Below are 12782 nucleotides of genomic sequence, written 5' to 3' on the forward strand. Positions count from 1 at the left end.
CGCGCCGGGCCAGCCGTTACAATGTCGCGAGGTTCGCATCTGAGCTTCAGAGGCGCCCATTTCGCCTTTCCGGCGCATTCTCCCGGAGGAAACGCTCGCAATGGTTCTACGCAAATACATGGGCGCCCCAGTCAAGCGGCGCGAAGATCCTCGCTTGATTACTGGGTCGTCAGTCTATGTCGACGACCTGCAATTGACTGGCATGCTCCACATCGCGTTTGTGCGAAGCATCTATGCGCATGCGAATATCAAGGGGATCGACACCTCAGAAGCGCTTGCAGCTCCCGGAGTTGTCGCCGTCGTCACCGCAGCCGATCTGGAAAAGGTCCTCCCCTCCAAATATGAAGCCGTTGGCAGCGATACCGGTCCATCGGCCGAAGGAGGACCGGCAGAGCCTGGCAAGATCCCGGTTCCGTCGGTCGAGCCGTTGGCTCGCTCCAAGGTCCGCTACATCGGAGAGCCGATTGTCGCGGTCGTCGCGGAGTCGCGCGCCCTCGCAGCCGACGCCGCCGAGCTTGTGGTCGTGGAGTATGAGCCGCTCGAGGCGTATGTCGACCCGTACGAGGCGCGCAAGGACGGTGCGGCGCGAATTTACGCGACGAATCCGAACAACGTCGGCGTCAAGTACGAAACCGTGCACGGCGACGTCGATGCAGCGCTGGCGGCGTCGCCCGTCCGCATCAAGGAGCGCATCAAGGCGGCCCGCTGCCACCCGGTGCCGCTCGAGCCGCGTGGAATCGTGGCGACTCCCGATCCGATCACGCGCGGAGTCACGATCTGGGTATCGAACCAGGGCCCGCATGGGTATCGCAATGAAATCGCCCGCACCTTCGGTCTCGCCCAGAATCAGGTGCGTGTGATCGCGCCCGAGGTTGGCGGCGGGTTTGGCGCCAAATTCGGCGTCTACCCGGAAGACTGGACCATCATCGCTACGGCGATGAAGCTCAATCGGCCGATCAAATGGATCGAGACGCGCAGCGAGCACTTCCTTTCGACCAACCATGGCCGCAATCAGATCGCCGATTTCGAAGCCGGCTGCGACGAGAACGGTCGGATCACTGCCCTTCGCGCGCGCGTTTGCCTCGATCTCGGCGCTTATCCGAAGGGGCTTGGGCTGGCCTGGTCGACCTGGGTGATGTCGACCGGTCCCTACAACATTCCCAACCTCGACTACGTCGTCGAAGGCGTCTTCACAAATACGATGGCAAACGGCGCCTACCGTGGCGCTGGTCGTCCGGAGGCAGCCTTCTACCTGGAGCGGGTCATGGACCTGCTGGCCGATGCGGCGGGTCTCGAACCGGAAGTGCTTCGCCGGGTCAACTTCCTGCAGCCCGATCAATTCCCCTATACGACGCTCTCCGGCGAGCGGTATGACACCGGCGAATACGAGAAACCACTCGACAAGGCGATCGAATCGAGCGACTACGCCGCCCTCCGAAAAGAGCAGGCAGAACTGCGGGAGCAGGGACGCTACATCGGCATCGGACTCGGTTCCTATGTCGAGATTTGCGGATTCGGCCCCTGGGAGAGTTCCACAGTCCGTGTCGAGCCGAGTGGTGACGTGACACTCTTCACCGGCATCTCTCCGCACGGTCAGGGACAGGAAACCACGTTCGCCCAGATGGCGGCAGACATCATTGGCGCCGATTTCGAGAAGGTCATCTTGCATCACGGCGACACCGGCAATACCCCTCAGGGCAATGGCACTGGTGGAAGCCGCGGTCTCGCGGTGGGCGGAGCGGCGTTGCTGGTCTCCTTGAACAAGATCAAGGAAAAGGCGATTCAGATTGCCGCGAACAACCTCGAAGCGTCGGTCGACGACATCGAGCTGGTCGACGGCAAGTACCAGGTCAAGGGCGTCCCCTCGAAGGGACTGACGCTTGGCCAGATCTCACGCATCGCCTATGGCGGCAAGCTGCCAGACGGAATGGAATCGGGCCTTGAAACAACGAACTTCTTCAGCCCGGAAGACGAGACCTTCCCATTCGGAACCCACATTGCCGTAGTCGAGGTCTTCCCGGAGACCGGTGAAGTCAAGCTCATCAAATACGTCTCTGTGGACGACATTGGCAACATCATCAGCCCGATGCTTGTGACGGGTCAGGTGCACGGCGGTCTCGCGCAGGGCATCGGTCTTGCACTCTGGGAAGAGGTTCACTACGACAGCAACGGTGAGATCTTGACCGGAACCCTGAACGACTACGCGCTGCCCAAGGCGGAAGGATTCCCGATGTTCGAGACCTATCACACCACGACCACCACACCGATCAACCCGCTCGGCGCCAAGGGCATCGGCGAAGCCTCCACCATTGGCGCCACCCCAACCGCGGCAAACGCGGTGATCGATGCACTCGAGCCATGGGGAATCACCCACCTCGACCTGCCGTTTACACCCGAGAAGGTCTGGAGAGCGATCAACTCAGCCTCCAGCAACGGCAAAGCGACCGCGTAACGACCGCCTGCAACAACTGCGAAGTGGTCCGGCTTCCTTTCCAGGGAGCCGGACCGTCGCAGGTTCACGAGAGATTCCAGATCGTCGCTGTGGGGTATCCGTCGAGGAAATGGGTCTGCACCGTCGTGCTTATGCGGCAGGTGTTGCGACCGTGGTCCCGACCGTCGACGCCGAGATCATCGAGCACAGGAGTCGCTCTCCGCTCTCTCCGGACGGATCGGTCGTGAGGTCGTCCTCGCCAGCGTGAATCAGCAGCACGGCGCCATCGGCATCCATCAATGACCCCTCGACACCTGACGCGAGCGTGATATCGCTCAAGGTGATGGAGAACATGGCCGAGCCATCCTCCGTCACCGTCAGATTCCCAAGATCACCGGCGTGACTCGTCGCGAGATTTGGCGCGCCATGGAGCTGATTCGTGGGATTGAAATGCGCTCCTGCAAGCGCGAACGTGCTGTCGCCAGACGGGTCGCAGCTCCCGATCTCGTGCAAATGGACGCCGTGCGCTCCTGGTTCGAGCGTTCCGGCTTCCAGCAAGACGGTGAGTGTGACCCCGAAATCGGATTCGTAGACATAGAGCGTTCCGACCTCCGCCCCCGCTGCATCGACCACCGGTGATTCGATCGATACCGCCTCCGGTGTCGCCTGCGCCGTCACTCCTGCACTTCCCACCAGCAGGCCCGCCATGAGGGAAAGCGAGGCGAGCGCCAGTGCTCGCCGTTTCAACCAGTTCATCTGTGTACCTCCTCGCCAGGTCGAGTCCCAACCCATGTCAAGACCCAACCAGCGCTCGATTACACAGTCGACCGGTAACGTGAGAATCCGCTCGGAACTTGCCCAGAGCTAAGCGAGAAACTGGTGGAAAAAGCCTTGAATCGACGGATTCATGCCCGCAATCCCAGGACGCGCGCGGCGTGCTCGATTCCGGCTGCTCCCGAGCCATCGTGCACGATCGACCGGTCCAGGAAGTTGCGGCGTTGTGCGGGCGGTGGGACTCGAACCCACAAGGATTGCTCCAGCGATGTTTAAGACCGCAGCGTATGCCATTCCGCCACGCCCGCAATTGGTGTGTCATCGAATGGTACTGGAGATGCGGTATCTACTGGCTCGGTCTTCCACCGAGGACGCCCACGGCATCCGCGGCCAGATCGGCCCCTGCCTCTGCAGCAGCCTGCACGTTCCAGGTGGAGATCCAGTTTTCGAGAAAGCCCGCGCAGAATGCATCTCCGGCGCCGGTAGGATCGACGACCGGCATTGGCTCGATATCGAGCACGTAGAGTTCTCCCTGCTCTGCAACCGTGACTCCCTGGCTCCCGCGTGTCACGATGGCAACACCGAACCGTGTGCTCAACTCCAGGGCAGCCGCCGCGAGATCGTCTGTGCCAGCGAGCAGCCTGCCGTCCTCCATGCCGCAAAAAACCAGGTCCGCACCGGCGAACGCTCTCCGGGCTCGCTCGATCCCAATGTCTCGAATGAATCCAGCCGATCCCGGTGAGACGCTGACGAGGACCCCGGCAGCCCGACACCGCTCGATCAAAGTGCGAGTTCGCGCGTATCCATCGTCGTTGAGCAGGATGTGTCCAGTGAAATGCAGCAGCCGAGCGTGCTCGAGCAGAGCATCCGGGACATCGTCCGGAGAAAGATCGGCGTTTGCCCCGCGGTCGGTCAGCATATCTCTCCGATCATGCCGGATGATGATCACGACCCGGCCGGTCGGCAGGCTGGGATGCTCTCGCAGGACCGCGTTCACACCCGGCAAGAACGCACGGTGACGCTCGCAATCGCCGCGCCCAACCACGCCAACCAGATCGACTGAAGCGTTCAGCGCGCCCAGCCATGCTGCGGTGTTTGCCGCCGACCCGCCAGGACGCGACCGAATGATCGCCGGCGTGTCGGTATCCTCACGAATCTCGCCTTTGGGAGCCACGACGATATCGTCGATCACGTCCCCAAAGCAGATGATGCGGCTACTCAAGTTCTGACCATGCCTTGGCAACTTCACCAGCGACGCGAACGTTGTTGCGAGCGAGATCGAGATTCACCTCGAGGCTGCGGCCGTCGGACAACTCGACAATGCGGAGGAGCAAGAACGGCGTGACGGCTTTGCCGGTTATGCCACGCTCCTGCGCTTCGCGAAGTGCCTGCTCCAGGACCCGGTCGTGCTCCTCCAAATCCCACGCAAGCGACTCTGGAATGGGGTTCGCGAGGACGATTCCTTGCTTCATACCCAGCTCGTCCCGCGCCTTCATGATCCGGGCAACTTCGATCGCGGAATCGGCTGCCCAGTCCAGAACAGCGTCCGATTCTCGCAACCAGAAGCGAGGAAAGCGGTCGGTCTGATAGCCGATCACCGGAATGCTCAGCGTCTCGAGCCGTTCGAGCGTTGCGCCTATGTCCAGCACCGATTTCACCCCGGCCGAGACCACGGTAATGGGCGTCTCGGCCAGTGTGGTGATGTCGGCTGATTCGTCGAAGGTCTCCGAAGCTCCGCGATGCACTCCTCCCAATCCGCCGGTGGCAAACACGCGGATTCCCGCGCGATTCGCCAGATAGGACGTGGCAGCCACGGTCGTTGCGGCGCTTCGCCTGGTCGCCGCCAGCATTGGCAAATCGCGCACGCTTGCTTTGGACATCGGTTCATCGGAAATGCGGCGGATACCTTCATCGTCCAGCCCGATGCACGGCTCGCCATCCAGCACAGCGATAGTTGCCGGAGTCACCCCCATGTTCCGCAGAATCGTCTCGAACTCGACCGCGGCCGCGTAGTTGCGGGGCCGCGGCAATCCGTGGGAGATGATGGTCGATTCGAGCGCGACAACCGGCTGGCGTGCGGACGAACCTTCGTTTCCAGTGACAGACATACGTTGTTCCTCGGCCTCGAGCTCGATCCACGAACGCCGATGCTACCGCATCTGCGGCCATCTGCCGGTGCTCGTCAAGCCTGTCGCATCTCGGAGATCTCGATTCTCCGCCCTTCGACAATCGACCGCTCGGTCGCTTCGATCATAGCCGTCACTGCCGCTCCGTCCTCGACCGGAATGGTCGGCTCACGGTCGTCGATCACAGCGTCGATCAAGTCATGCAGGCTTCCCCACCACCAATCAGGCAGCTTGAAATAGGTCCAGAGCGACGGCCGCGCGAACATGTGCTTGCCAACCTTGTCCGACGAGAGCTCGAAGCCTTGCCGGATGCCATCGAAGCCGAGTCTTCCATCCGAGCCGTTCATCGTGATCTCGAACTCGACGATGGCCGGCCACGACTCCGGAATGATCCAGGAGGTCTCGAAGGTGACAAACGTCCGCTCGAAGTTCACGACGGCCTGGATGGCATCGAACGCATCGATGCCCTTCTCGGCCAGGATCCGCTTCGAACCGACCGCATAGACATCGCGCGCCTCCTGACCCAGGAACCAGCGAATCAGGTCCATTGTGTGGGCAAAGAGAAACCACTGCGGCCCGGACCGGCCCGCCCAGGAGAGCATCTGGGTTGGCACCCAGATCGTGTCACTGCATCGGCAGTATGCGTAGACCGGGTCGCCGATCTCGCCTTCCTGAATAGCCTCATGGATCGACTGAAAGCTGCCCATCCAGCGATTGCCGAGATTGACCGTCACCTTTCGATCGTTCGCGCGCGCCAGTCTCACGATCTCATCAGCCTCGCTGGTGCGGGTCGCCAGCGGCTTCTCGACGAGCAGGTGCTTGCCAGCTTCGAGCATGCGCATCGATGCTTCGTGATGCAAATGATCGGGTGTGGCGATACTGACGATCTGCGCGTCGCTGGCGGCGACATCTGCCAGGTTGGTTGTCCAGGGCACTCCCAGCGCCTCTCCCACCGCTTTGGCGCGATCTGGATTGACGTCGTGCACCAGGATGAGCTCGGCTTTCGGGCTCTGGGCATATTGACCGGCGTGCTGCTCACCCAGGAGCCCAACGCCAATCACGGCTGCCTTGACCTGACCATCACCCATCGATCCCGCTCCTTTGCAAGTCACATTCGCCAATCCGGAAAGCACCGTACCATGACGGTGGCGCGAATCATACCGAAGGTTCATCTCGATTCGGGACGGAGTGAAAATAGATGGGGAAACGACCGATCGACGTCGGATTGATCATTACCACTGTCGAAGACCGCGAGCGAAACTGGACGTTGAGCTGGCCGGAGATCCGCGAGTTGGTTACCACCGGTGAGGCTGTCGGGTTCGACTCCGTCTGGATCCCCGATCACCTCATCCACGAACCCGAGGGCGTCGATCCGTACGGCATTTGGGAAGCATGGTCGCTCATCTCGGCCCTCGCGGCGGTGACCGAGCGGGTCCGCATTGGCCCGCATGTGCTCTGCACTGGGTGGCGCAACCCGGCGCTCATCGCCAAGATGGCCGACACGGTCGACGAGATCACCGCCGGCCGACTCGTGCTGGCGCTTGGCGCCGGCTGGCACGAGCCTGAGTACCGCGCGTTCGGGTTTCCCTTCGACCACAGAATCGGCCGCTTTGCGGAAGCTCTGGAAATCATCGTTCCCCTGATCAAGACCGGGAACGTGACATTCCGGGGGGAGTTCTACCAGGCGATCGATTGCGAGCTCCGTCCCAGGGGACCTCGTCCCGAGGGACCGCCGATCATGATCGGCACCATCGCCGGAACGCCACTGGGTGGGTGGCTTGGCATCGAGCGTGGCGGAAATCGGGTGCTCGATCTGGTCGCGCGCTACGCCGATATCTGGAACTGCCCGATCGTGAACGATCCAGCGCTCATTCCCGGCATTCGCGACATGATCGACATCGCGTGCGTCAACAACGATCGCGACCCGGCCACGCTGATTCGCACGAACGGCGTTGCGTTCAATCTCCCGGGTTGGGAATCGACACCTGGAAATCCCAACATCCGGGCGCGCCGGCTCGCAATGGGCGCCACCGAGGGGGATCCAGGAGAGCTGGCCGAGCTCCTCATGGCATTCGCGGAGCACGGCGTGGCCGAGGTCCACGTCCAGCTCGATCCTGAAACTCCGGCAGGAATCGAGCAGTTCGCCAGGACACTCGAAATCCTCGACACCTGACGAAACGAAAACCGCTCCAGAGGTCACTCCGGAGCGGTCTCTCGATATTCGATCCTGATGGAGCGGAAGACGGGATTCGAACCCGCGACCTTCTCCTTGGCAAGGAGATGCTCTACCACTGAGCCACTTCCGCGCGGCGCCATTTGCACCATCGGACTTGGGATTCTAGCGATCTGGGGTCTGGCTGTCAAGGCGATTCTCGCGAAGCGAGGCACGCTTCAGCCAAGCGCATACTCCTCGCGCAGGTGTCCATTTTGGTTCGCGCACGCGTGCGGCCCGGGCCCCATCGGCATGCCGCACATCACGCATTGTGGCCGCCCGGCGGCGACTACGCGCTCGGATTCGTCCGAAATGTCGGCCGCCTGTACGCGGGTCAACCGGCAAACCGCAGCAGGGCCAAACGTTTCCGGTTCCTCGATGTCGTAGGCGATGAGCACGATGCGGTCTCGACTCTCGTCGTAGCCGATCTCGAGCTTGCCAACCCGAAACTGGCGATCCGAACCCAAATCGAATTGCGGTTCCGATCCAGGGAATTCTTCGACCTCATCGGTGTCCGGCAGCTGCTCGAGCAGCTGCTCGAGCGCTCGCCCGAGCGCGTCAACCTGCAGCTTTTCCATCCAGAGCACCATGGTCTCGGAGCCGGACGAAACCAACATGCGGAATCGCCGTTGCCCCGGTTCCCCGAGTGCTTCCACGTTCGCCCATCGAACATCGATGGGGGCGATTTCTCTGCCTTCAGATTCGGACACACGTTTCTCCCACGTTCGCAACGTAGTCTACTATCGACCCTCTTCCTCCCGTTTGCGGCAATATGCTTCCGATACGTGACATACTTCGCGCCGGGGCATCTCCAGCATGCCATGGACATTCGGCCCCGTGAGGCCCAACCTCATCCGTTTGCAGCCGCTCACCTGATCCATGCTGAACTCAAGAAAACTCCACGATTTCGACTTCTACATGGTGCTCACTGCCGGGCTCCTCATTCTCTTCGGCGTGGTTGCCATTTGGAGCGCGCAAGGCGGCGAGCAGCTCTCGGTCCTGAACGACGGTGTCCGCCAGGCCATCTTCGCCATGATGGGATTCTTGCTTCTCATCCTGGTCGCGGGATTCAACTATCGATTTCTGGCGTCTCTTGCGTGGCCGGTCTATGCCGTTTCGCTCGTCTCACTCGTGGTCGTGCTCATACCAGGCATTGGTGTTTCGATCGCCGGATCCCGCCGATGGTTCGATCTCGGTGTCACCACCGTTCAGCCATCGGAATTTGCCAAACTCGCCACGATCATTGCGCTCTCATCGTTCGTGGCTTCTCGGGGCGAGCAGATGCAGCAGCTGGGGAACTTCGTCGTGTCGCTGCTGATCGCGCTCGTTCCCGCCGGCCTGGTTTTCATGGAGCCAGATCTCGGCTCGGCCAGCGTCTTCGGCGTCATCTGGCTCTCGATCATTCTGACCACACAGGCTCGCTGGCGCTATCTGGGTCCGTTGCTCATTGGAGCAATCCCGTTCGCCTACTTCGCCTGGCATTTCATCATGAAGCCCTACCAGAAGGAACGACTCCTCATCTCGTTCGATCCGTTCTCGGACCCCACCGGAGACGGATACAACATCATCCAGGCGCGCTACGCAATTGGCGCGGGCGGCATGTTCGGGTCTGGGCTCCAGGGCGGCACGCAAAGCCGACTCGAGCTCCTGAAAGTGCGCGAGTCGGACTTTATCTTCGCCCATGCGAGCGGCATGGTCGGATTCGTCGGCATGATGTGCCTTTTCGTGCTGTTCATCATTCTGCTGTGGCGGTGCCTGCGCGTCGCCCAGGCCGCACGCGACCAGTTTGGTCAGGCGCTCGCCATCGGTTTTTCGGCCATGCTCTTCTATCAGTCATTCGTGAATATGGGCATGAACATGGGCATCATGCCGGTAACCGGCATTACCCTGCCGCTCATCAGCCAGGGTTCGTCTTCGCTCTGGACCTTCCTGCTCGGCATCGGCATACTGCAAAGCGTGCTGATCCATCATCGAAAGCTGGCGTTCCAGGCGCCCTAGGCGTTCGACGAATCGAGCTGGAGTTCGAGGACCCGCTCGTACAGTTCGGAACGGGGGCGTTCGAACTGCTTTGCAAGCACGCGCGCGATGTCCGATGGCCGCTCCCCACGCGCCAGCATCGCGCGAATGGCTTCGTCCGGATCGCCTTCGATCGACGTCGTTCCCGCACCGACCACCAGCACGAATTCGCCTTTCAGCGTTGCTTCGGCCAACCGGTCTGGCAGGTCATGTGCCGGCGCATGAATCGATTCCTCGTGCAATTTGGTCAGTTCCCGAAAGACCGCAACGGCACGGTCAGGAGCCCGCTCAGCAAGCAGCTCGGCCAACCTGGCGATGCGCGGGCCCGTTTCGAAGAGCACCAGCGGGTATCCGGTGGCAAGCGAATCCTCGAGCATCTGGTTCCGTTCGCCACTCGGTCGTGGCAGGAATCCAAGGAACGTGAACGGGCCATCCACAAGACCCGATGCGGAGACTGCCGCGAGCACCGCGGACGGACCGGGAATAGGCGCCACCCGATACCCGGCCTCGACCGCTGCCCGCACCAGGATGGCCCCTGGGTCGGAAACTGCCGGGGTTCCCGCATCGCTCACCAACGCCACATCTGCCCGCTCCAACGCCTCGAGGAAACGGCCGACGCGAGCCCGCTCATTGAACCCATGGTTGCTGAGCAACGTGGTGGTGATTCCGAGACGCCTCAGCATTGCCCCCGTATAACGGGTGTCTTCGGCCGCGATGAGATCGACCTCGCTGAGGACCCGCAGCGCGCGCGGAGAAAGATCCTCCATGTTCCCAATCGGTGTTGCAACGACGAAGAGCGTGCCCAAATTTGTCCCCGATTTGCACCCTGACCCGTGGCCGGACTCGTGCTACATTGGCACCTACGCCTCGCGCCGATCGTTCGATCCCGCTCAGCAACTGGAGCCAAGTTCTCGTGTCCGCATCATCCCTCTTTCCCGAGCTTCCCGCCAGCCCTGGCGGTGAAAGCGCGGCATCGTCGCTCGGCTCTACTCAGTCGCTCTATCGGAAGCACCGCCCACAGACCTTCGACGCCGCAGAGCTGGTTGGACAGGATGCGGTGGTCCGCACGCTCAAGAATGCAATTCGGCTCGACCGCGTCGCGCATGCGTATCTTTTCACTGGTCCGCGCGGCACCGGCAAGACCACGACCGCCCGCTTGCTCGCGAAAGCGGTCAACTGTCTCGACCCCGATCCAGATGCCCGCCCCTGCAATGTCTGCGCCGCATGCGTTGCCATCAACAACGGTTCGACGACGGATGTCATCGAAATCGACGCAGCCAGCAACCGCGGAATCGACGACATCCGCGAACTTCGCGAACGGGTGAAGTTCGCTCCAACCTTCCTCAAGACCAAGTTCTACATCGTCGACGAAGCGCACCAGATTACAGGCGCGGCGGCCAACGCCTTTCTCAAGACCCTGGAAGAACCGCCACCGCACACCAAGTTCATCCTGGCCACCACCGACCCCGAACAGCTCTTGCCAACCATCGTTTCGCGTTGCCAGCGATTCGATTTCAAGCGATTCACTCGTGAGACGATCGTGGCGCACCTGGCAAACGTTGCCGACCGGGAAGGCGTCCCCATCGGTCAGGACGCGCTCGCGGTCATCGCCGAGCACGCCGGCGGCAGTATGCGCGATGCGCTCGGTCTTCTCGATCAACTTGCGTCCTATCGGTCGCACGATGGTGATGACGCGCAGCCGATCTCGCCTGAAGACGTTCGCAGCCTGCTTGGAATCGCCCGCAGTGAACGCGTGCTCGAGATTGCAGGAGCGCTGGCCGATCGCGACGCCGGCCGAGGACTCGCGCTCATCAACAGCGCCTTCGAGGCAGGCGAGGATCCCAGGCAACTGAATCGGCAACTCGTCGCTCTCCTGCGCGCAATCATGTTCCGCGCAGCGGGCGGCGGCGACGAAACCGATGCAGGGGTAAACGAGCTGGCCCAGCGGTTCTCGCTTGCGGACATCGCCAGACACTCAGCCCGTTTCAGCGAAATCGACTATCGCATTCGGCATGCATCGCTGCCGCAATTGCCGCTCGAAATTGCCTTCGTTCAGGCCACCCTTGACGGGTCCGCGGCGCAAGCGTCCATCCCGACGCCCGTACGGGAACCCGAACGGCAACCAGCATCCGCACCATCCCGCGTGCAGGCGCCTGAACCAACCCGGACAGAGCCCGCATCGCGCTCGGAAACGGCGGAACGACCAGCACGGCCAAGCGGCCAGACACCGATTCAGGATCCGCCTCGCACAGTCAACGAACAAGCCGAACCCGGGTCCGCCGTGAATACGCCGATCCGTTCGGTGAGCCCGGGATCGCCAATCACTGTCGAGTTGCTCCATGACCTCTGGCCAAAGATTCGGCTCGACATCAAGGCTCGTGATCGGCGCATCGAGGCCCTGCTGTCCAGCTGTGATCCCGCCAGCGTCAATGGCGCCGCGATTACCCTGGTCACCAACTACAAGTTCCACTGGGAAAAGATGAACGAGGACGCATCGCGCGAACTCGTCGAGTCGGTGATCGGGCGATTGGTGAATCAACAGGTGTCGGTGAGCACCGAGATGCGGGGAGCAAACGGAGCCGCAAGTCAGCCAGCCCCGGCATCGACACGGGCCAGCACGCTCGCGGCGGATCACCCGCCAGCAACCGTGGAGGCTCCGGCGCCACCGGTGGCAGTGAGATCCGAGGACGAACAGACGGTGATCGACGCGGCGAAGCACCTTTTCGACGCGGAAGAGATCACTCCTCCGCGGTAGCTGCCTCGGGAGACGGACTCGCGACGGGGCTCGCCACGGGAGACGCAACCGGACTCGCGGCTGGGGATGCAACCGGGCTCGCAACGGGCGAGCTCACCGGCGAGGCTGGAAGAGACTCCTCATAAACGGACGAGACCTGCCCCGTGGGCGAGATGAGATAGACGGCGCCCAGCTCGTCGTCGCTCGATTCCTCCCGTACGCTGCCGGCCACCGCGATGCCTTCAGGCGAAAAGGAAAGCCGGCTTTGGTGCAGCTCGATGGGAAGCTCAAACCGTTCGAGCGCAGCACCGTCCACTTGCATCACCCACACGGAACTCGGCTTTCGCGAGCCAGGGTTCGTCGGGTTGGTCAGGAACGTGACGACCTTCCCATCGGGTGAAACCGCAAATGCCACGACGCTCCACGTTTCGCTGCCTGCGGGGGACGTCCAGGCCAACGTTGGGCGTCCGGTAGCCGTGTCGACATAGA

The 12782-nt window shown here is 62.0% G+C and carries 11 protein-coding genes and 2 tRNA genes; 4 read left to right on the forward strand and 9 right to left on the reverse strand.

The features are described 5' to 3' along the window. The first annotated feature begins 100 nt into the window (after positions 1–100). Complete coding sequence (locus tag R2855_14590; protein ID MEZ4532229.1) at positions 101–2452, forward strand: xanthine dehydrogenase family protein molybdopterin-binding subunit; 2352 nt, start codon at positions 101–103, stop codon at positions 2450–2452. A 129-nt stretch (positions 2453–2581) separates the two neighbouring features. Here R2855_14590 and R2855_14595 read toward each other — a convergent pair whose 3' ends face one another. The 5 genes from R2855_14595 to R2855_14615 form a co-directional block, all read right to left on the reverse strand. Beyond that, the gene (locus R2855_14595) at positions 2582–3187 is read right to left on the reverse strand and encodes a superoxide dismutase family protein (GenBank protein ID MEZ4532230.1); all 606 of its coding nucleotides are present in this window, start codon (positions 3185–3187) and stop codon (positions 2582–2584) included. 245 nt (positions 3188–3432) lie between these two features. Next, positions 3433–3513 (reverse strand) — tRNA-Leu (locus R2855_14600). Positions 3514–3551: 38 nt separating this feature from the next. Next, positions 3552–4427 carry a PfkB family carbohydrate kinase gene (locus R2855_14605; GenBank protein ID MEZ4532231.1) on the reverse strand — a complete coding sequence of 292 codons (876 nt, stop codon included), beginning with the start codon at positions 4425–4427 and terminating at the stop codon, positions 3552–3554. Continuing rightward, positions 4420–5313 carry a pseudouridine-5'-phosphate glycosidase gene (locus R2855_14610; protein ID MEZ4532232.1) on the reverse strand — a complete coding sequence of 298 codons (894 nt, stop codon included), beginning with the start codon at positions 5311–5313 and terminating at the stop codon, positions 4420–4422. The genes R2855_14605 and R2855_14610 overlap by 8 nt, the downstream gene beginning before the upstream one ends. Before the next feature lie 74 nt (positions 5314–5387). Next, positions 5388–6419 (reverse strand): Gfo/Idh/MocA family oxidoreductase, encoded by a 1032-nt coding sequence (locus R2855_14615; GenBank protein MEZ4532233.1) that lies wholly within the window; start codon positions 6417–6419, stop codon positions 5388–5390. 110 nt (positions 6420–6529) lie between these two features. On the opposite strand from R2855_14615, the gene R2855_14620 reads away from it, so the two are divergent. Further along, complete coding sequence (locus tag R2855_14620) at positions 6530–7504, forward strand: LLM class flavin-dependent oxidoreductase (protein ID MEZ4532234.1); 975 nt, start codon at positions 6530–6532, stop codon at positions 7502–7504. 58 nt (positions 7505–7562) lie between these two features. On the opposite strand, the gene R2855_14625 is transcribed toward R2855_14620, so the two are convergent. Next, positions 7563–7637: transfer RNA gene (locus tag R2855_14625), tRNA-Gly, on the reverse strand. Between the two features lie 85 nt (positions 7638–7722). Next, positions 7723–8253, reverse strand: coding sequence for a DUF3090 family protein (locus R2855_14630; GenBank protein MEZ4532235.1), 531 nt, complete (start codon positions 8251–8253; stop codon positions 7723–7725). A gap of 169 nt (positions 8254–8422) precedes the next feature. Between R2855_14630 and R2855_14635 the strand changes: the two genes are divergently transcribed. Then, complete coding sequence (locus tag R2855_14635) at positions 8423–9541, forward strand: FtsW/RodA/SpoVE family cell cycle protein (GenBank protein MEZ4532236.1); 1119 nt, start codon at positions 8423–8425, stop codon at positions 9539–9541. Here the strand turns inward: R2855_14635 and rsmI are convergent. Continuing rightward, complete coding sequence (gene rsmI / locus R2855_14640; GenBank protein MEZ4532237.1) at positions 9538–10365, reverse strand: 16S rRNA (cytidine(1402)-2'-O)-methyltransferase; 828 nt, start codon at positions 10363–10365, stop codon at positions 9538–9540. The two genes, R2855_14635 and rsmI, sit on opposite strands and share 4 nt — an antisense overlap. A 107-nt stretch (positions 10366–10472) precedes the next feature. On the opposite strand from rsmI, the gene dnaX reads away from it, so the two are divergent. Further along, positions 10473–12314 (forward strand): DNA polymerase III subunit gamma/tau, encoded by a 1842-nt coding sequence (gene dnaX, locus R2855_14645; protein MEZ4532238.1) that lies wholly within the window; start codon positions 10473–10475, stop codon positions 12312–12314. Here dnaX and R2855_14650 read toward each other — a convergent pair. Further along, the coding region (locus tag R2855_14650) for a hypothetical protein (GenBank protein MEZ4532239.1) at positions 12298–12782 on the reverse strand (485 nt) is incomplete at its 5' end. The two genes, dnaX and R2855_14650, sit on opposite strands and share 17 nt — an antisense overlap.

The sequence above is a fragment of the Thermomicrobiales bacterium genome (assembly GCA_041390825.1).
Classification (GTDB): Bacteria; Chloroflexota; Chloroflexia; order Thermomicrobiales; family UBA6265; genus JAMLHN01.